This is a genomic window from Streptomyces sp. RLA123 (assembly GCF_056270165.1).
On sequence record NZ_JBWDOR010000003.1, the window covers coordinates 46,283 to 66,106 of the forward strand.

The window sequence follows — 19,824 nt, forward strand, 5'->3', positions numbered from 1 at the left end:
CACATTCCGTTCCGAACGCGACAGACGAGTTAGCATGTCATTAAAGGCTCTTGTGTTGTGCTTCGCACCCTCTATAGGTTTCGCGCTGAAATCAGCTACAAGCAAGTGGAGCACATGTGCGGCCCCAACTGAACCCTGCCATAGCCGAGGTAGCAGGTCGACGGACGTCCCTTTCCTTCCCTGCCGGAGTGCCCGGGCTGATCAGGGAAGTGTCCAGGATGAGGCCGACGGCCGTCGCCGTCGAGTGCGGCACCGAGCGGCTCACGTATGCACAACTTGAGGCGTGGTCCGACGAACTGGGCCGTACTCTCCGCGCCGAGGCGCCGTCAGGACTGGCGGTGGCGGTCGCCGTTCCGCGGGGTGTTCAGCTGCCCGTCGTCCTGCTCGGCGCACATTCGCCTGGCTGCACCAGTTCAAACAACTCCGCATCCGCTACGAGCGACGCGCCGACCTCCACCAAGGTCTCCCCCAACTTGCCTGCAGCATCATCTGTCTCCGACGGCTTCGGGCGGCATTCTGAAATGATTAGTTAAGGTCAAGTACATGTCTATGGTGAACGAAACCGCACATCACGGCACCACGGTGCTGCGGGCGTCACGGCTGTTCGACGGCGAAACGGTCATGCCGTGGGACGACCCCGTCGTGATCCTCGAAGGAACGACAATAGTCGGAATCGGCCGTACGGCGGATCTGCGGCTTGGAGAGACCGTCGTGGACTTTCCGGGCGCCACCCTCATTCCCGGTCTGATCGATCCCCACGTGCACCTCGCCTTCGACGCGAGCCCCGACCCGGTGAAGTCACTCGCCGATCGCGACGACGATGCTGTCGTGGCCGCGATGCGCGTCGCGGCCACGACAGCATTGCGCGCTGGCATCACGACCGTGCGTGACCTCGGCGACCGAAACTTCCTGTCACTGGCCCTGCGAGGCGCGACGGACCTGCCGACCATCGTGGCGGCCGGGCCGCCGCTGACCACCGTGGCCGGGCACTGTCATTTCCTCGGCGGTGAGGTCGGGCCCAGCCCCGCCGAACTCCGGGTCGCGGTGCGTACCCATGTGGAACGTGGTGTCGACATCGTCAAGATCATGGCCAGCGGCGGCACGATGACGTCGGCCAGCTTCCCGGAGCAATCACAGTTCGCCCGGGAAGCCCTGCGTGCTGCTGTCATGGAGGCGCACCGGCACGGGATCCCCGTGACCGCGCACGCGCACGGTTACGACGCTGCACTCGACGCGATCGAGGCCGGGGTGGATGGTGTGGAACACGCCGGTTTCTGGTCGGCCGAAGGAGTCGTCGCGCCGGGGCGTGAACTCGTCGAGCGGATCGTCTCCCAGCGCGTCGCGCTCGGCGCCACCGCCGGAGCGCTACCCGGAACCGGCTCGGTGGTGCCCGCGGCCGTATCCCGGAGAATGCCTGAAATCATAGCCAACTTCGCGGCCCTGCACGCGGCGGGAGCGGTGATCGTCGCGGGCACGGACGCGGGGATCGGCCCGTACAAACCGCACGATGTGCTCCCGTACGCGCAGGATCGGCTGGCCGCATACGGAATGGGCCGGATGGCCATCCTGCGGAGTATGACGTCGGTCGCCGCCGGTGTCTGCGGTCTCGGCCACCGCAAGGGCAAGCTGAAGCCGGGGTACGACGCCGATGTCGTTGTCGTACGGGGCGATCCGATCGGCGATCCCTCCGCCCTGCACCGGATTGCGGCAGTCTATTCCCGCGGCACCCGAGTCGATCCGCAACGCCGGCACCAGGGCCCTGCCTCACACTGAGCGCAGATGCGAACCTTCATGGTCCACACCCACACGTGTCATTCCGCGCCTACCCGGTCGATGTTCAGTGTGCGCGATATTGATGAGTACGAACTGATCAGGGCTTGATCAAGTTCCATAGGTGTCCGGGTTGTTGGTGATGCCCAGGATGGGGAGTGCTCGTTCGGGTTCGTCGCGGATCGCCCGGGTGGTCTTGGCGATGTTGTCGGCTCCGAGGGTTTTCAGCACACCGATGGCGAGGTTGCGGAAGGTCGCCATGGCCCGGGGTGCGGTCCCGGTGTGAACGGTGGAGGCGTCCTCGGCGAAGGTGACGTCCCTGATGTGGTGCGAGGAATTCTCCACTCCCCAGTGCCCACGGATCGCGGCGGCCAGATCGGCCGGGCCGGTCCGGTGGGCGTCGAGGCTCGTAACGGCGTAGACGGTCTCGCGGGTCTCACGCCGGCCGGTCTGCTTGCGCCGGCGGTGGACACGGATGGCCAGGCGGGCGTGGGGGAAGGAGATCCCGCCGAGTGGGTCCGCGATGGCGCAGGTCTTGATCGAGCGGGACTCCCGCCTGCCGTGCCCGGTCCCGGAGGCGGTGTGCTGGACGGGAATGTCTCGCCCTGACAGGGCCGCGAGTCACCCTAGGAACACCCGCTCGAAAGCCACAGAGGTGCTGATGGGTCCTTAACAACCGCGCCATTGCGGCCTCTTGTCCTCGTTCATCCGAATGCTCCGGGAAGTTCGACGGGTGCGGCGGCACCTGCGACGGGCCGGGGAATCAGCCGCTGCACCGGCAGCTCGGCAAGAACCGCGGACGGCCGGCCGGTCTTTCGAGGCCGTGCGCCCCGCCGCCGTTGGCCGAGGTACCCACAACACGTCGGAACCGGGTGGGCCGATCCAGAGGACCAAGGATCCCCGCACCTCCTGGGCCGGTGACGACGATCCGCAGGAGCCGCGCCGGGTACCGCCCTCATTTTTTGATGACGCCCTGACGACAGGTCCGGACGGACGCCGCCTCCCGGCACTGGCACGAAGGTGTGGGTATCGTCCGGCGTATCGCACCCGGTCCGCAGCGCAGCGACCCGCGTGGAGGAGGAGCACCATGGCCGATGACCGGCACGCGACGACGCCGGACGGCGCATCCACGGCGGGCTCGCCCGCCGGCCGCGGCCGGGGAGCGCACGACGCGGTGCGTCTCGCGGTGGTGGTCGCCGCCCTCGGCGTGGTCTTCGGCGACATCGGGACCAGCCCGATCTACACCCTCCAGACCGTGTTCAACCCGAGCGATCCGCATCCCGTCCCGGTCTCCACGGAGAATGTGTACGGGGTGGTGTCGCTGGTGTTCTGGTCGGTGGTGGTCATCGTCCTCATCACCTACGTGCTGCTGGCGATGCGCGCCGACAACGACGGCGAGGGCGGCATCATGGCCCTGATCACCCTGCTGCGGCGGTGGAGCGCGCAGAAGGGCACACGGGTCACCGCCACGCTGGCCGCCCTGGGCATCTTCGGCGCGTCGCTCTTCTTCGGCGACAGCATGATCACCCCCGCCATCTCGGTGCTGTCGGCCGTCGAGGGGCTCAAGGTCGTCGAGCCGTCGCTGGAGAGCATCGTCGTACCGGTGACCGCGGTCATCCTCGTGGTGCTGTTCCTGGTGCAGCGCAGGGGCACCGCCGTGGTGGGCCGGGTGTTCGGGCCGGTGATGGTCGCATGGTTCGCGGCCATCGGCGCCTGCGGAGTGGCAGGCATCGCCGACCATCCGCAGATCCTCAGGGCGCTGTCACCGACCTATGCCCTGGGTTTCCTCTTCGGCCACTTCGGAACGGCCTTCTTCGCCCTGGCCGCGGTCGTGCTCGCGGTCACCGGGGCAGAGGCGCTATACGCCGACATGGGGCACTTCGGCCGCCGGGCGATCACCCGCGGATGGCTGTTCCTTGTCTTCCCCGCCTGCGTGCTGAGCTACTTCGGCCAGGGCGCGCTCATCCTCGCGGATCCGGCCAACATCAGCAGCCCGTTCTTCCTTCTCGTACCGGACTGGGGACGGCTGCCCATGGTGCTGCTGGCAACGGCGGCGACGGTGATCGCCTCACAGGCGGTGATCACCGGCGCGTACTCGGTCGCCTCGCAGGCGGCCCAGCTCGGCTACCTGCCGAGGCTGCGGATCGCGCACACCTCCGAGTCCACCATCGGCCAGGTCTACGTCCCCTGGATCAACTGGCTGCTCATGGTGTCGGTCCTCACCCTGGTCTTCGCGTTCCGCAGTTCCACGGCGCTGGCGTTCGCCTTCGGCATGGCCGTCACGGGCACCATCACCATCACGACCCTGCTGTTCTTCTACGTCGCCCGCGCGAAGTGGGGCACGCCCGTGTGGCTGCTCGCGGCCGGCGCGGCGGTGCTGCTCTTCGTCGACCTGCTCTTCGTGGCGGCCAACCTGACCAAGCTTGTGCACGGCGCGTGGCTGCCGCTGCTGATCGGGCTCACCGCGTTCACCGTCATGACCACGTGGCAGCACGGCCGTGAGATCGTCACCGCGGAGCGGGCACGACGGGAAGGCTCGCTGCGCGAGTTCGTCGACCGGCTCCGCAGCGGCCAGGTGCGCACGCTGCGGGTACCCGGCACGGCCGTCTTCCTCAACCGGGGCAAGGAGACGGCACCCCTGGCCCTGCGGGCCAACGTCGAGCACAACCACGTGCGGCACGAGCACGTCGTCATCCTGGCCTTGAAGACCGAGCCGGTGCCCCGCATCCCGGCCGACCGGCGGATCGCCGTCGACGACCTGGGCTACGCCGACGACGGAATCGTCCACGTCACCGCCCGCTTCGGCTACATGGAGACCCCGGACGTTCCCGGCGCGATCGCGATGCTCGACCCGGCGGTGACCGAGGGGCGGCTGGACCTCGAGCAGGCGTCCTACTTCCTGTCGAAGATCGAGCTCCGGCGCGGGAAGGCCGCCACGATGGCACCGTGGCGCAAGCGCCTGTTCATCACCACCTCGTACATCACCGCCGACGCCGCCGAGTACTTCGGTCTCCCCCGGGACCGGACGGTGATCATGGGTTCGCAGATCGAGCTGTAGGTGCTCCTGCCCTCGACGGGTCCCGGCTGCCGTGGCCGAGGCGGGCCCCCCGGCCCAGGTCGCCAGGCGTTCGATGCGAACGATCGCGCAGGCGCTCGGGAGGACACCGGGCCGAGACAGGGCTGAGCCCGCGATCACCTGCTGGTCAGCCGGAAACGAAGGCGGCAGATGACGGCATCGGTGTCACGCCGCACCGCGTGTGCGACGACGGCGCCCCGCTGGTTCTGCAGCAGGCGTTGCCAGATGTGCCGGACACCTCCATGTGTTCGGGATGCCAAGCCTGAAGACGGAACCTGATGGCTCTCCGGCGTCTTGCCGAAAACCTGGCGGGGCAGGCCGGGTTACCGACGACATCACCAGCGCCCGTCACGGGGCATCAGGAACTCGTCAAACTCCCCCGGCCTGGCGTCAAGGCCCCGACAGTGAAGCCGCGCGTCCACCGGCACCGCGCGAACGTGATGGCTCGCGGGGCAGAGTGGCGCGAGGCCGCTGTGGGGGCGCGACGGGGAGGCACAGCGCGATGACGGACACCGTCGCCATTGCCGCACATCGAGGGACCGATCCTTTGGATCCGGGAAACCGGTCCGGGGTCCCGTCGGATCCGAACGGCGCCAGTGCGTCGTACCCCTTGCCGTCACCCACTCCCCCGAGACGGTTCTCACGTCACCTTATGGTGGCCCTGCGCCGTGACCGCCCCGGTACAGTTCCCTCCCGACTTCGGCTGCTGCGCGGCGCGATATTCGCGGCTGCGGCCGGACTGGCGGGCGTCCTCATCACAGGCGGCATCACGCTGAGCGCATCGTGGTCGGACATACGCGACCGCTCCGCGCCCCAGGTGACCAGTGCCACGGGCCTGTACTTCACCCTCAACGACATGGACGCTCAGCTCGCCAACCGGCTGATGCCGGGGGGCCAGCAGGCGGAGGCTTCCACGCTCTACGACCAGCGGCGTGCCGAGGCCGCCGGCCACCTCCGTGAACTCGCGGAAGCGACCGCGGACGACCCAGTCGCCGAACGCGATGTCGCCGAGGCCATCACCGACCTCGGCACATATGAGGAACTGGCCGCCCGCGCCCTGCTCCTCAGCGAACAGGGCCGGCGCCCGACGGCAGTGGCCACGTACAACTCCGCGTCAGACCTCATGCGCACGCACCTGCTCCCGGAGGCAGATCGTCTGGTCACCGTCAACGACGCCGCCTTCGAGCACACCTACCAGGACAGCTCGGGCGCCCAGTCCGTGATCCGGACGACCTTCCTCCTTACGGGAGTGTTCCTGCTCGCCCTTCTGGCCGTCTTGCAGGTGTACCTGCTCTCGCGTTTCCGTCGTATGGTCAACCCCGGTGCGGCCACGGCCACCGCACTCATGCTCGTCGTACTGGTCACCGGGTTCGTCCAGATCTCCGGTCAACGGGAGCAATTGCGCATCGCGCGGCATGACGCCTTCGATTCCGTCGTCGCCCTCAGTCGGGCGAGGGCGGTCTCGTACGACGCCAACGCCGACGAGTCCCGATACCTCCTGGACCGCGCCGGCGCCGCCGGGCACGAAAGACACTTCCTCGCAAAGAGTCAGCAGCTCATGAACCTGCCCGGCGCCACCATCAGCACCTACGACGCCGACCTCACGACCGCCCTCGGCAGGTACCGAAGCGACACCACCGATCTGCCCTTCACCGGCTATTTCGGAGACGAATTCCGGAACATCACCTTCGCCGGCGAGCGGTCCGCAGCCGAGCGAGTGCTCGCCGCGTACCAGGTGTACCAGCGCGACGACCGCACCATCCGCGCTCTGGCCTCCGCCGGGAAGCTCTCCGAGGCGGTTTCCTTCTGCACCAGCCATGCCCCGGGAAACTCCAACTACGCCTTCGACCGGTACGACAAGGCACTCGGCAAGCTGATCGCCATCAACGCTGCGGCGTACGAAGACGCCTCCACCAAGGGCGCGGACCGGGCGCTGACGACATACCTGGGCCTCGCCGGTGCCGCACTCGCGGCCGCGGGACTCGCGGCCCTGGGACTGCGCCCCCGACTCGCCGAGTTCCGCTGAACGGCCGGAAGACGTCGTGGGACCGCCTCCCTCCGGCTCCCGCACCGACCGATGTGCTGAGCGCGGGACCGCCACTGGCTGCAGGGGCGGTCCCGCGAGCGGCCGCCGTCAGTGCTCCGCGTCCGCCGTCCTCGGCGCCGGCAGGGCCGGGGGACGGCGGCGCAGCAGGGTGGGGTTGACGGCGGACGGTGGCCTGCGCAGCCGGGTCGTTTGCTCGTAGTCGTACGCGTAGCCGAGCAGCAGCGGCTCGCTCCAAGCCCGCCCGAGGAAGGTGATGTTGAACGGCCTGCGGTTGGCCGCCAGGTAGCCCGCGGGGACGGTGACCGAGGGGTAGCCGGCCTTGGCGCCGATGGACGAGCTGCCGCTGTTCACGAACAGCAGGGCGGTGACGTCGTGTTCGGCCATGAGGGCGTCGATGCGGTCCTTGCTCTCCTCCACATCCCGGACGCGGGCGGCCTTGTACTCGACGGTGTCCGCGCTGTCCGGCCCGAGGTCCCTGGCCTGGGCGGCCAGGGCGAGCGTCTGCCCGAACTTCAGGGCCAGGTCCGCGTGGGCCTCGTTGCGGGCGATCACGTCGGCGAGGGTGCGCACCGGTGCCCCCTCGGGCAGTCGCGCGAGGTAGGCGTTGAGGTCGCGCTTGAACTCGTGGCTCAGCACCGGGGAGGCGACGTCGTACCGGCGGCGCGCCTCGATGCCGATGTCGACGAGTTCGGCGCCGCGTCGCGCCAGTGCGTCCAGGGCCGCGTCCCACAGGGCCCGTTCGTCCGTGCCGTCCTCGGGCGTCTGTTCCGCGACGACGCCGATGCGCGCGCCGCGCAGGGCGTCGGGTGACAGGTCGGCGGTGAAGTCGTGTCCTTCGAGCGGGTTGCCGGCGGTGGCCGGGTCCTCGGGATCGGTGCCGGTCACGACGGTGAGCAGGGCAGCGGCGTCCGCGACGGTGCGGGTCATCGGGCCCGCGGTGTCCTGGCTTGAGGCGATGGGCACGATGCCGGTGCGGCTGACCAGGCCCAGGGTGGGCTTCACCCCGACCCCCGACGTGGCCGACGCCGGGCTGAGGATGGAGCCGTCGGTCTCGGTGCCGATGGTGACGGCGGCCAGTCCGGCCGCGGCGGCGACCCCCGAACCGGCGCTGGAGCCGCTCGGCGTCTCGCTCAGGTCGTACGGGTTGAGCACCTGGCCGGCCAGCGAGCTGTAGCCGCTGGGCATGCCTACGGTGAGGTAGTTGGCGAATTCGGTGAGGTTCGCCTTCCCCAGGATCACCGCCCCCGCCTCCCGCAGCCGGGTCACCAGTGGCGCGTCCTGCGCTGGATGGGAACCGGCGAGCACCACCGAACAGGCGGTGGTCGGCATGCCGAGGACGTCGATGTTGTCCTTCACGAGTACCGGTATGCCCAGCAGCGGCCCGCCGGGGTCGCCGCCGGCCCTGCGCGCGTCGGCCGCCGCGGCCTCCTGCAGGGCGGCGGGGTTGACGCAGCGCACCGCGTTCAGGGCCGGTCCTCCGACGTCCAGGTCCTCGATGCGCCGCAGGTAGGCGCGGGTGAGGGAGACGCTCGTGATGCGGCCCGAAGCCATCAGGGCCGACAGCTCCGCGACCGCCGCGACCTCCAGGTCGGCGGGGAACGGTTCGTGCGGCGCCGCCACGGCGGTGTCGGTCCGGCTGCCTGTCGATGCCGGTTCGGGGCCGGTGTTGACGTCGATGTCGCCCTCCAGGGTGAGCGGTGCGCTGACGCGCCCGGTGTCCGTACGCCCCGGCGACCGTCTCGTGGGGCGACACCATGATGCTCACAGGAAGCGGCGGATGAGCGCGGTCGCCACCTCCTGGGCCCGCTCCAGTGCCGGCCGGCCGCGCCAGCGGGTGCCGTCGACGGGGTCGCTGCGCAGCAGGTCCTCGTCGAAGTGGGCGTCGAGGACCGGCGTGAAGGACTCGTCGAGCACCGCCAGCATGACCTCCTCGTCGTGGTCGAGGGAGCGGCGGTTGAAGTCGAGATCCTGCAGCCGGGGCCGTACACCGACAAGCGCGTCTGCCGGCTGGCCGGGCAGCGGTACTACCAGCGGCTCCTGGACTGCGGTGTGCGGATCTGGCACTACCTGCCGACGATGATGCACGCCAAGGTCATCACACCTCCACACCGCGCGCCGCCGCGTGGCAGAGCAGGCCGACGAAGTACGGGTCGGGCGCGAAGTACGCGGTCGCGAGCCGGGTGCGCTGCTCCGCCGAGGCGATCACCACGAGGAGCAGGGTGCGCATGTCCTGCCAGCCGATGCTCGCCGAGCCGCGTACGACCTGGACGATCGGGCCTCCGCTCTGCTCGTGCTCGTGCTCGCCGAAGCGGTCGCGGTCGTCGAAGAGCCCGTTGCGCCGGCACTCGGCCCAGTTCTGGGCGAAGGCCGCGGCCAGCCCGTCCACCGCGGGGCCGGTGACCCTGACGTGGGTGTCCTGCCATTCCCCGGGGTGCCGGGCGTCGCCGCACCACTCCTCGGCGATGCCGACGCCGCCGGTGAAGGCCACCTCGGCGTCGATCACCAGGACCTTGCAGTGGCAGCGGTGGTTCTGCTTCAGGTGATGGTCCAGCTACCCTGCCACAGCGACACACCCGCCTCGTCCAACCCCGCCCGCGCCCACTCCACGGCGCTCCCTATCCCGGCACGCTCACGGCCGCGACCAGCCTGCTGGGAGGCGAGCACCAGGCCGGTGTAGGTGTGCAGGGTCCGCAGCCGGGTGTAGTCGATGCCGGCGGCCCACAGGTACAGGCAGTCGCGGTAGTGGAAGCACAGGAAGCCGCCGACGTGGTCGCCGTCGTGTTCGGCGGCCAGCAGCACCGCGCCAGGGATGCCGGCGACGGCTGTGAAAATGTCCGCGCCGTACAGGGAGCCACCGTTCTTGACGGCGGCGGCCTCCGCGAGGTCGGTGAACCGCGGCAGCAAAGGCAACATGTCCCGGCCGTGCAGGCGGCCGAACCTCAGGCCCTGCTCGAGGCCGCGCCGTCGCTGGCGGCGCATCTCCCTCGCGTGCTTGGCCGACGGCACCGTGTCCAGGAACCCGTCGAGGGAGCCGTGGACGGGCGCGACGTGGGCCAGGTCGAAGAACAGCTCGGCGTCCGGGCGGGCGGCGGCGGTCCACCGGTGGGCGAGATCGGTGGTCAAGCCGGGCACGACCAGCGCCTGCGCGCCCCACTCGCGGACCAGGCCCACCCCCGCGCTCACCGCGTACCGGATGGTGCCCGCGCCGGCCGACCCCGCGCCGCCGTACTCCCCGTAGGACGTTCCGGCGAACACCACGGGACCGGTGAAGACCGCTCCGATTCCGGCGTCGCTCGACGGCGGCCCAGTACGGCGAGCCCTTGGCCAGCGCGCCCAGCAGCCACGCCAGGGCGGGCAGCGCCTTCAGCGCGGTGAACCCGCCGCGCAGGCCACGGCCCGGATCGGCAGCAGCCGGATCCGGTCGGTGCCGAGCGCGGCGAGGTTGATGCCGTAGAGGGTGCCGGGGGCGATGGACGTGGGCGGCCACGCTGGTGCGTCTCCGCCTATCTCCGGCAAGAAATCGGAGGTGGGCGGGGCGACACCCGCGTAGGGCGAGCTGACCGCAATGCGCTGGACATCGGTGATTCAGCGCACGCTGCTCCTTGCCGACCGGATGCTGGGCCGCGAAAGCCCGCTGGTGGCCATCGCCGTCTCTGCGTGACCACCTCCCTCTGAGTCGGCAAGAGAGCAGGCCCGGCGCCGGGGTGAGGGGCCGTGGGGTGTCAGCGTGCGAACTTTTCGATGGCTGCCGGGGTGACGGGGGTGAAGAAGTTGACGAGGTTGCCGTCGGGGTCTCGGAACAGCAGGGACCGGTTGCCCCAGGGCATCGTGGTGGGCTCGGTGACGAAGTCGGTGACGAAGCCGGTCAGGTTCTGGTGGACGCGGTCCACGTCGTCGACGAGGAATTCGGTGATGACGCTGTGATTCTCCGCCGGGCGGGCCGAGCCCGGGGCGAACAGCGGGACGGTGCGGGTGCCGGCGATGGCGAGGGTGGCGCCCGCGGTCGTGAGTTCGGCGAAGTCCTCGGTGGCCCATGTCGCCCGCACCCCGGTGGCTTGCTCGTAGAACGCGACGAGGCGGGCGACGTCGCTGGTGATGATGCGGATCGAGACGAAGTTCATGGGAATCTCCTTGCCTGTGCTTGTGGTGTTGCATGTCGCAGGCTAGGAGAAATAGAGGACGGAACCGGTCCGGTATTCGCGTTAGGCTGTGAATGTGTCTCGGCCCACCGTCCGCGTGCTGACCCTGCTGGAGCTGCTGCAGTCGGGCGGCACCCGTACTGTGGCCGAACTCGCCGACCGGCTCGGCGTTGAAGGGCGCACGGTGCGGCGGTACGTGGACCAGTTGATCGACCTGGACGTGCCGGTGGAATCGGTCCGAGGCCGCTACGGGGGGTATCGGCTCGCCCCCGGGTATCGGCTGCCTCCGCTGATGCTCAGCGACGACGAGGCGCTGGCCGTGCTGCTCGGCCTGGCCGCCGGCCGCCGGGCAGGGCTGACGACGACGGAGCGCACGGCGAGCGAGACGGCATCGGCCAAGATCCGGCGAGTGCTGCCAAAACACCTCGCCCACCGCCTCGACACCCTCCTGGAAACTCTCGCCTTCACGGATCGGCCCGGCGAGTTCGACACCCCGGACGCGGAGGTCCTGCTCACCCTCGCCGATGCGGTGCGCCATCGCCGGCCGGTCTCGATCCGCTACACCGGCCGCGACGGTCGGCGCAGTGAACGCCCGCTGTACGCGTACGGGATCGTTGCCCATGCGGGCCGGTGGTACGTCACGGGCAAGGACGCCCAGCTCGACGAGGACCGGACCTTCCGCCTGGACCGCATCGCGGACGCGCGGACCCTGCCGGGCTCGTTCGAAGCGCCCGAGGAGCTCGATCCGGCACAACGCGTGGTGACGGCGTTCGCCACGGCCGAGTACCGGCATGAGGTGACCTTGCGGATCCACGGCACGGCCGCGCAGATCCGTGCCCACCTCCCCGCCAGCGTCGCGAGTCTGGAGGAGTACCCACGACTGGCGGGCGAGGACCAGGCGGCCGAGCGCTGGCTGCGCGTCGACCTGCGGGCGGAGCGGCTGGACTGGTTGCCGCCGGTACTCGCCTCACTCGACCGGCCGTTCGTCATCGAACGCCCCGCCGAGCTGCGCGACCTCGTCAGCGCGTTTGCCGCTCGCCTCGCCTCCTGCGCCCGTGAGGTCTGACAGCGAGGTCACTTGAGACATTGGAGCAGCGCTGGGCAACTCCGCTCGTCGTCTTTGCGAGGCTGGTGGTGTGCAGCGCACGGAACGGCGGATGGACGAGCGCCTGGAGCGAGCCATCGTGCGCCTGTTGGAACGTCGTGCTCCGACCGCGACGATCTGCACTTCCGACGTTGCGCGGGCGGTGTACGAAGGGGATGACGACGGCTGGCGGGGGTTGCTGGAACCGGTGCGGCCCGGCGGCTGGTCACTGCTGGCGAGGTGGAGATCACAGGGTGGCCGTCCCGTTGGGGTGGCCAAGGGCCGCCGTCCCATCCGTATGCGCCGCTGTCGCTGACCGGCGATGCATGTGGGCGCTCGCGTCGGGCAGTGCGACTGAGCCGGCCCCGTTGACCCGCTCGGACAGCGGATATCAGCAGTGGTCGCGGCGCCGTTCGTAGCGCCATGCCGAGGCGAGGTAGTGCTCCTCGGACGGAATGACGGGCTGTGGCTGGCCGAGGCGGCGTGCTGCTTCCACGCAGCGCTTGTCGTGGTGGAGGGCGAGGCCGTGCACGGCGGCGATGCGGACCTGGCGAGGACGGCATCGCGGTCCCTGCCTTCGCCGATGGTGAGGTAGGTGTTGAGCCGTACTGCCGGGGTCCATGTCCGTGATCAGTACCAGTGGTGCCTCACTGACCTCATCGCGGAAAGCGGGTGATTCGCACCACGTGCCGACTCCGCGTGCGACCGCGCCCCGTACGCGGGGTTCGGGGTGGCCGGCGTGCGCCAGGAGTGCCGTGTCGGCGCGGGGGTCGGCGTGTTCCCCGAGCGTGACCAGCACCTCGATCAGGACGGCGAGGTTGTCCTCCCTGGCCGGCAGTCCGTGAAGATGTCCAGCGCCGGGCGCCGGGCCGCGGGTGCTGCCGCCGGGACCGTCAAGAGCGGAGCCGCTGCGACAACGCCGGCGCATGCGCCCCTCCAGCACGGTGATGGCGTCCCACCATCAAGTTCGGAGGACTCTGGACCGCATCAACGCCTGACGTCCCTCGTGCTGGCTGGATGGTCACCCGGTCGCGCGTGTGCGGGAACCCCCAGGGGCGCTCCCCCGGTACGACGAGGCCCCCGACCAGCCTGACGCGCTGGTTGGGGGCCTTTGTCTGCACTGGGTGCTGTTGGAGAGCGGGAGCGCTCACCGGAAGCCTGTAAGGAGGCGGTCGGCGTGCACGGCCATCGTGCATCAGGCGCGTTGTACGCCGGTCACGCAGGTCCGCTGAGCTCGTGCCCTGGGACGGGCCTCACCGGGCGGGGCTGGTGTGCGGCTCCTGCGGTCCTTCCTCCGGTGCGGTGGAAGGGACTGGGATCCACCGGTGGGACCAGCGCATGACTGCGTCGACGACTTGTTCGAGGTCGCGGCCCTTGGTGGTGAGGTGGTATTCGATCTGCACGGGCGAAGAGGGAGTGACGCGACGTTCCACGATGTCCTCCTCTTCCAACGTGCGCAGTCGTTGGGTGAGCATCGCGTCGCTCAGGCCGGGCACCGCTGCTTTGATCTGAACGAAGCGGGCCTGGCCCGTGAACAAGGCACGGAGGATCGCGCCGGTCCACCGGGCACCGATCAGTTCGATGCCCGCGTGGTAGCGAGCACAGACCTGGTGGACTTCGTTCACGACGATCTCTCCGATTGTTGCGACTAGGCTGCAGCGCCCTCACGCAGCGGACGCAGCGCGGCTTCCACCCGGACGATCTCGTCGAACATGGCCTTGGCCGCGCCGGTCATGGCGTCATCGGCCGCAACCTTACCCTCAGCATCGATCAGGTTGAAGCCGAAGGGTGCCACGACGGATTCGACGATAGGCGTCATCTTCACGGCGGTGACCACCTGCTTGATCTGCTGGACGGCGCGCGTGCCACCGGCGATGGCGCCGTAGCTGACCAGGCCGACAGCCTTGTGGTTCCACTCGTTGAACAGGTAGTCGATGGCGTTCTTCAGCTCTGCGTTGTAGCCATGGTTGTACTCCGGCATGACGAAGACCAGGGCGTCTGCCTCGGAGATCGTCGCGCTCCAGTCGCGAGTGTGCTGGTGGACGTACCGCTGCGCCCGCGGGTGGTTCGGCTCGTTCATGAACGGAAGGTTCACCTCGGCCAGGTCGAGCAGCTCGACCTTGGTGAAGCCATCATGTGCGGTCGCCTGCTCAAGGGTCCACTGCCCGATCGGCAGGCCCACACGCCCCGGGCGGGTGCTGGCGACAATGATCTTCAACGTGGTCATTCGGGACTGCTCCTTCAACCCCTCGTACAGATTCGGTCGAGGTGAGGGGCCCCTCGACCACCGCCGAGGCTATCAAGAAATTTGAGTTACTAAAAATTCTTGAGTCGTGGCGTTGGTTAGAGGCCGAGGCGCCGGTCGGGCACGAGCGGCTGCGGGCGGCCTCGGGACCCACCGCTGCCGGGCAGGGGGTCTTCAGTCGCGACCCCATGCCGAGAGCACCTATGGGCGCCGGTCGGTGCGGCCACCGGGCACGGCTGATCGTCCAGCGTCCTGTCGTCGTGGGCCGGGTGCGAGCAGGCGGGTTGCGCACTGGCGGCGTTCAATGCCCGACCGAAAAAGACCTTCATTCGTTGCAGGCAGCCGTTGCGGCCGGGTGTGGGCCAGGCGCGCTTCGCTCGCACGTGGGCTGGATCAGCCGAGGACGCGGCCGAGGAATCCGTGGATGTAGCCGCTGATGGCGTCCAGATGCGTCTCCAGGGCGAAGTGCCCTGCGGGCAGCAGGTGGACTTCAGCGTCGGGCAGATCACGGCTAAATGCCCTGGCACCGTCCGGACCGAAGATTTCGTCTCTCTCGCCCCAGACCGCAAGCAGCGGAACCTGACTGGTGCGGAAATACTCCTGTAGCTGCGGGTACCCCTCGATGTTGGTCGGGTAGTCCCGGAAGAGGGCCAGCTGCACTTCGTCGTTGCCGGGCCGGTCCAGCAGAGTCTGGTCGAGCAGCCAGGTGTCCGGGCTGACGAGGCTTTTGTCGGAAGCGCCGTTCTCGTACTGCCAACGGGTCGTGTCCGCGGTGAACTTGGCTCGTGCGCCGGGCTCGGTGTCCGGTCCCGGGGTCGTGGCGTACGCGAACAGGTCGTCCCAGAAGGGCTTGGCGAACCCCTCCATGTAGGCATTGCCGCTCTGCGAGATGATCGCGGTCACCTCGTACGAGGGGTTGAGTGCCAGCCGCCAGCCGATGGGCGCACCGTAGTCGTGGACGTAGATTGAAAAGCGTCCTACCTGCAACTGGTCGAGCAGCCCGGCGGTGACTTCTGCGAGGTTGTCGAAGGTGTAGTCGAACTCGCCTACCTCGGGCATGGAGGATTGTCCGTAGCCGATGTGATCGGGAGCGATCACATGATATCGGTCGGCGAGCGCCGGGATGAGGTGCCGGAACATGTGGGAGCTGCTCGGAAAACCGTGCAGGAGCAGCACGGCAGGGGCGTCGACGGAACCCGCCTCGCGGTAGAAGACCCGCTGACCGCCGACATTCGCTGTGCGATGGTACGTAGGGGGCATCTGCTCCTCCTCGGAGGAAGCCTCGATGTGGGAGACCGTTGTTCCGATGCGCGATCCACGTGGAGGGTGATGGGTGAAAGCTTCTCCTCTGCAGGAAGCGCGTAGCGACATGGCAGACATGGAGCTCTGCCTCGTAGTCCCTCTACGAGCGTATGTCCGTCCTTCTTCACGCGCGACGTCGTGGCCGGCGGCGACTTCGGGCGGCGCCTGGGGATCCGCCGAGCGCGCATTTCCCGAGCGCTCGGAGAGGCCGGATCGGCTTCATCTGCGTTGGGTCCACCGGTCAGGGCTTCCGCAGGCGGAACTGGAGCAGATCAGGCTGCGGACGGCCCTGTCCTCGTTCCTGCGTGTCAGCCCGCGTAGGCCTCGGAGACCTTGAGCGTGTCCTCGTAGAGGTACATCTTGACGATCTTGTCACCCTCCACCTGGAGGTGCATGGCGATGGGCATCTCGTAGATTCGCCCGGTGGTCTTCGCCATGCGCGTGAACCGGCCCAGCATGACCGCATGGTCGCCGTCGACGAGAAGGGCTTCCACCTTGTCGACGTTCTTCTCCGGCACGATATTCGACACGAGGGTCCGGAGGTAGTCGGCCACGTCCCTGCCCCGGGAGCGGTGCCCCGTCCAGGGCAGCGAGGAAGAGCCGGGAACGTACCAGTCGATTTCGTCGGCGAACACCGCGGCCACTGCATCCGGATCCCCGGCGGCCAGCAGTCCGAAGAATTTCTCCACAACCTCACGCGTTGCCATGATCAAACCTTCCAGAAAGGGAGCCTGGGACGTTCCAGGACGACAGGCGAGTACATGAATTTCCGCGATCGTGCGGCCCCGGTGGCCAAGCGAGATCCGAGAAAAATACCCGTGGAATCCAGGGGGGGGATTCATGCCGCAGTTTCAGTAGAACTGATATGGACCGTAGAGTCAAAAACGTGAACGTCCCCGCTGAAACGGTGGCAGGGCAGCAGAAGTACCCTCGCCGGCTTAGCCCGTGGAGCGGAGCAGCGCTGCGTCTTCGCCGGGGCCACGCGCGGGTCGAAGGTTGCGATTCAGGTGATCGATCACGTGCAGCGGGAGCGTCGCTTCGCCTCGGCGGCGATGGTGTGAGGCGGCCGGCCCTCTATGGCGGCTGATCCGGGAGCGGATGGCAGCCGGCGGGTGCTGGCGGCTCACCACTTGGCCTTCGAGGTTCAGGCGTAGTGGGCGTTCGATTGCTGCTGGGCGAGGACATCCCGCAGCAGGTCGGCGATCGTGGTGCCGGCCAGGTGTCGCTGCATCTGCTGCTCCAGCCCGCTGTACACCTGCTGCAGGGCCGGCCGGATCCCGAAGCCGACGGGGCAGTCGGCGTTCGGCGGTGTGTGGTGCATCCCGAACGGGCCCTCACTCTCCATGGCGAGGTAGACCTCGAGCAGGGTGATCTCCTCGGGTTCCCGCGTCAGAGTCCAGCCCGCTCCCGCACCCCTTTTGGCTTGCACCAAACCCGCCTTGCGCAGGTCGCCCAGGCATCGGCGGATCACCACAGGGTTGGTGTTGACGCTCTCCGCGATGCGCTCCGAGGTGGCGACCTCATTGTTCTGCCGGTCCAGCGACATCCAGGTCAGCACATGGGCGCCGATCGTCACCCTGCTGTTCGCGCTCACCCTTGGCCTCCTCCGACTCGGCGGGCCGACGCTCCAGCCCACACCCGCCAACACTGTAACAGGCAATGTTACAACATGTGCGATACCCGGCGCTTTGTCGCAGTGCTTTGCCCGTACCTCGGGTGATCCTGCGCTGGTGCGACGTTTCCGCCGGGACCACAGGTGGGAGTCGGCAAGCCCTCCACGAGTGATGTTGCGAGGATGTCGTTGCGACCTGGCCCCGCTACGGCCCGGCTTCAGCTGAGCGGCAGGCGGGGGCGGATCTGGGTGGCCGCGCTGAGCAGGGCGAGCGTTGCTCCGACCGCGAAGCCGGCCCACGTGCCGTATCCGTCGACGACGACCCCACCGATGAACGACCCTGCGGCCAGGGCAAGTTGGCAGGCGCTGACCAAGAGCGCCATGCCGCTTTCGGGGGCCTCGGGGGTGGCACGCAGGATCCATGTCTGCAGCGCCAGGGGGACCGCGCCGAACGCCGCGCCCCAGATTGCGACGAGCGCGACCACCGCGGGTGCCGTGCCTGCCGCGGCGTTGAGGAGGGCGGCTGCGGCCGCGACCAGGACGGCCGAGGCGACGTACACCGCGCGCAGGCGGCGGCCGATCACCGCGCCGGCGGCGAAGTTGCCGGCCAGACCTGCCAGACCGTACGCCAGCAGGACCGCCGTCACCGCGGAGGACCCGAAGTTCGCCCGCTCCTCCAGGTACGGGGTCACGTAGGTGTAGGCGGCGAAGTGCCCGAAGAAGATCAGAACGGTTGCCAGCAGGGAGATCCGGACTGCGGGGTTGCGCAGGGCGGAAGTGAGTGCGGCCAGGCGGATCGCCCCGGTGGGCGGTAGCGCGGGTAGCCTCACTGCCAGAGTGGCCAGGGCGAGGAGCGCGGCTCCGGCGGCCACGACGAACGCGGTGCGCCACCCGGCGAGGTGGCCCACCAGGGCGCCGAGCGGCAGGCTGACCACGGTGCCGGCCGAGATTCCGGCGGTGATCAGCGATGTGGCCCGGTGGACGGCCCGGGCGGGCACCAGTCGGGCGGCGACACCAGCGCCCATGGCCCAGAATCCTCCCACGCCGACGCCGAGCAGCACCCGGGCCGCGACCATCACGGCCATGTTGGGTGCCACGGCCGCCAGGGCGTTGGATGCGGCAATGAACAGGGCGAGGGCGATCAGGACCCGGCGCCGGTCCAGCCGCCCGGATGCCATCGTGACCAAGGGAGCCGTCACCGCAGCCATCAGACCGGGCACGACCACCACCAGGCCGACTGTGCCGATGGACACACCCAGGCTGGAGGAGATCACGGGCAGCAGCCCGATCGGCAGGAACTCCGACAGCACCAGCACGAAGGACATCAGCGCGACGGAGACGACGGCCGACCAGCCACCCCGCGGAGAGCGCCCGCCTTCGACGGAGGACGGTATCGATTCCGGTTGCTGGACGGCCGAAGCCACACTGGAAGGACTACTCATGCTCTCTCTCCTGGGAGGGCTCTGGGCCCTGTTGATCCGTGCCGCGCCACGACGCGGAGCCTGTGCTTCGCAGAGGCGCAAGCGGACAACGGTCACGCCGGTGTGACCTGGCAAAAGGCGGGCGCTCGCACTGGCGGACTCCTGGTCCGTCTGCGACCCGCATATGTAACAGTGTAGGTTACATTGCAGCGGTGCGGTGCGGGGGCCCCTGGCAGCGCCGCGGCATCCGGACAAGGCGTGATCGGCTCTCGCCCCCGGCGCACACGTGGACCTGAGCGGCCCAGCGGTCCGGCGGACCCGTCGTGCACGGTCGCGATTACCAGGGAACTGCACGGCTCGGCCCGCAAGGACATTCATACGTTTGCGCGGCGGAAAACGCTGCGCGAACGGCACATCAGGAGGAAAAATGAACGGCCGTAACGATCTCCAGAAAAGGCGCGAAGAGGCAGCCATCAACTACTTTCGTATGGTGGACGCCGCCGATCCTGCCGTTTTGGATCTGTTCACCGAAAACGCTCAGATGTTCTTCCCGAAGTTCGGATTTGCCACCGGAAAGGGCCAGATCGGGGCGTTCGCACAAGGCCTCGGCAGGGGAATTTCGGCGATTGAGCACGACATCGCCGGTTTCACCGTGCTCTCGTCCGGAAACTATGTGGTCATCGAGGGGGCGGTGAAGGGAACTACCGCATCGGGCGTGGCCTTCCCTGACGGCGTCTCCACCTTCGGGCTGTTCTGCAACGTATTCGAGTTCGAAGGTGAACACATCAAGAGGGTTCACATCTACGAAGACCCGGATTTCGCCGGTACGCACACCGACGGGGTGGCCTGGGGCAAGGCGGTGAGCGACAGCCTGTAGCCAGCACCAGAGCTGGCCGGCGGTCAGCTTCTGACGGGCCGTCCGGGTTGGACATGCCTGCCGGCGACCGGCTCGCCAGAACCGTTCGGGCCGTAGTCGGCACATCTCAGCAGCGAATGGGTGCCCGAGAGTTTCCTCCGGGTTGCGCAGTGACTTCGGCTTGTCAGGGTGAGGCTGGATCGTTGAGGGTCAGGCCGGTGCCGGCTATGAAGCAGCCAGTGGCTGACACACCAGGAGCGGTCACACACCTG

The 19,824-nt window shown here is 68.6% G+C and carries 18 protein-coding genes and 3 pseudogenes; 8 read left to right on the forward strand and 13 right to left on the reverse strand.

All coding sequences use genetic code 11. The annotated features are described in order from the left end of the window. Positions 1-218: 218 nt before the first annotated feature. The 3 genes and pseudogenes from RV983_RS00440 to RV983_RS00450 form a co-directional block, all read left to right on the forward strand. Positions 219-368 (forward strand): annotated as a pseudogene (locus RV983_RS00440) (hypothetical protein); the annotation flags it as partial. 20 nt (positions 369-388) lie between these two features. Continuing rightward, positions 389-520, forward strand: a pseudogene (locus tag RV983_RS00445) (IS5/IS1182 family transposase); the annotation flags it as partial. A gap of 23 nt (positions 521-543) precedes the next feature. Next, positions 544-1,773, forward strand: coding sequence for a metal-dependent hydrolase family protein (locus RV983_RS00450; protein ID WP_475983752.1), 1,230 nt, complete (start codon positions 544-546; stop codon positions 1,771-1,773). A 108-nt stretch (positions 1,774-1,881) separates the two neighbouring features. On the opposite strand, the gene RV983_RS00455 is transcribed toward RV983_RS00450, so the two are convergent. Continuing rightward, positions 1,882-2,382 (reverse strand): ISAs1 family transposase, encoded by a 501-nt coding sequence (locus RV983_RS00455; RefSeq protein ID WP_475990178.1) that lies wholly within the window; start codon positions 2,380-2,382, stop codon positions 1,882-1,884. 475 nt (positions 2,383-2,857) lie between these two features. On the opposite strand from RV983_RS00455, the gene RV983_RS00460 reads away from it, so the two are divergent. Continuing rightward, a complete protein-coding gene (locus tag RV983_RS00460; protein WP_475983753.1) occupies positions 2,858-4,828 on the forward strand; it encodes a potassium transporter Kup in 1,971 nt (656 codons plus the stop codon). A gap of 670 nt (positions 4,829-5,498) precedes the next feature. After that, positions 5,499-6,872 (forward strand): hypothetical protein, encoded by a 1,374-nt coding sequence (locus tag RV983_RS00465; RefSeq protein ID WP_475983754.1) that lies wholly within the window; start codon positions 5,499-5,501, stop codon positions 6,870-6,872. Between the two features lie 108 nt (positions 6,873-6,980). Here the strand turns inward: RV983_RS00465 and RV983_RS00470 are convergent, their stop codons facing one another. The 5 genes and pseudogenes from RV983_RS00470 to RV983_RS00490 form a co-directional block, all read right to left on the reverse strand. Continuing rightward, positions 6,981-8,513 (reverse strand): amidase family protein, encoded by a 1,533-nt coding sequence (locus RV983_RS00470; protein ID WP_475983755.1) that lies wholly within the window; start codon positions 8,511-8,513, stop codon positions 6,981-6,983. A gap of 141 nt (positions 8,514-8,654) precedes the next feature. Continuing rightward, positions 8,655-9,429, reverse strand: a pseudogene (locus tag RV983_RS00475) (phospholipase D-like domain-containing protein); the annotation flags it as partial. Next, on the reverse strand, positions 9,429-10,151 hold the full coding sequence (locus tag RV983_RS00480; RefSeq protein WP_475983756.1) for a GNAT family N-acetyltransferase: 723 nt from the start codon (positions 10,149-10,151) through the stop codon (positions 9,429-9,431). The pseudogene RV983_RS00475 and the gene RV983_RS00480, both read right to left, overlap by 1 nt. Before the next feature lie 105 nt (positions 10,152-10,256). Then, entirely contained in the window at positions 10,257-10,409 is a 153-nt protein-coding gene (locus RV983_RS00485; RefSeq protein WP_475983757.1) for a hypothetical protein, read from the reverse strand. 206 nt (positions 10,410-10,615) lie between these two features. Then, a complete protein-coding gene (locus RV983_RS00490) occupies positions 10,616-11,014 on the reverse strand; it encodes a VOC family protein (RefSeq protein WP_475983758.1) in 399 nt (132 codons plus the stop codon). A gap of 94 nt (positions 11,015-11,108) precedes the next feature. Here RV983_RS00490 and RV983_RS00495 point away from each other — a divergent pair, with 94 nt between their 5' ends. After that, positions 11,109-12,098, forward strand: coding sequence for a helix-turn-helix transcriptional regulator (locus RV983_RS00495; RefSeq protein ID WP_475983759.1), 990 nt, complete (start codon positions 11,109-11,111; stop codon positions 12,096-12,098). A gap of 91 nt (positions 12,099-12,189) precedes the next feature. Next, positions 12,190-12,432 (forward strand): DUF3253 domain-containing protein, encoded by a 243-nt coding sequence (locus RV983_RS00500; protein ID WP_475983760.1) that lies wholly within the window; start codon positions 12,190-12,192, stop codon positions 12,430-12,432. A gap of 75 nt (positions 12,433-12,507) precedes the next feature. Here the strand turns inward: RV983_RS00500 and RV983_RS00505 are convergent, their stop codons facing one another. The 7 genes from RV983_RS00505 to RV983_RS00535 form a co-directional block, all read right to left on the reverse strand. Next, entirely contained in the window at positions 12,508-13,044 is a 537-nt protein-coding gene (locus RV983_RS00505; RefSeq protein WP_475983761.1) for a hypothetical protein, read from the reverse strand. Positions 13,045-13,369: 325 nt separating this feature from the next. Next, positions 13,370-13,741, reverse strand: coding sequence for a winged helix-turn-helix transcriptional regulator (locus RV983_RS00510; RefSeq protein ID WP_475983762.1), 372 nt, complete (start codon positions 13,739-13,741; stop codon positions 13,370-13,372). 23 nt (positions 13,742-13,764) lie between these two features. Further along, on the reverse strand, positions 13,765-14,343 hold the full coding sequence (locus RV983_RS00515; protein ID WP_475983763.1) for an NADPH-dependent FMN reductase: 579 nt from the start codon (positions 14,341-14,343) through the stop codon (positions 13,765-13,767). Positions 14,344-14,754: 411 nt separating this feature from the next. Next, a complete protein-coding gene (locus RV983_RS00520) occupies positions 14,755-15,621 on the reverse strand; it encodes an alpha/beta fold hydrolase (protein ID WP_475983764.1) in 867 nt (288 codons plus the stop codon). Positions 15,622-15,971: 350 nt separating this feature from the next. Beyond that, positions 15,972-16,370, reverse strand: coding sequence for a nuclear transport factor 2 family protein (locus tag RV983_RS00525; RefSeq protein ID WP_475983765.1), 399 nt, complete (start codon positions 16,368-16,370; stop codon positions 15,972-15,974). Positions 16,371-16,807: 437 nt separating this feature from the next. Then, positions 16,808-17,257 (reverse strand): Rrf2 family transcriptional regulator, encoded by a 450-nt coding sequence (locus tag RV983_RS00530; protein WP_475983766.1) that lies wholly within the window; start codon positions 17,255-17,257, stop codon positions 16,808-16,810. 236 nt (positions 17,258-17,493) lie between these two features. Beyond that, on the reverse strand, positions 17,494-18,717 hold the full coding sequence (locus RV983_RS00535; protein WP_475983767.1) for an MFS transporter: 1,224 nt from the start codon (positions 18,715-18,717) through the stop codon (positions 17,494-17,496). 406 nt (positions 18,718-19,123) lie between these two features. On the opposite strand from RV983_RS00535, the gene RV983_RS00540 reads away from it, so the two are divergent. Next, a complete protein-coding gene (locus RV983_RS00540) occupies positions 19,124-19,573 on the forward strand; it encodes a nuclear transport factor 2 family protein (protein WP_475983768.1) in 450 nt (149 codons plus the stop codon). Positions 19,574-19,824 lie beyond the last annotated feature (251 nt).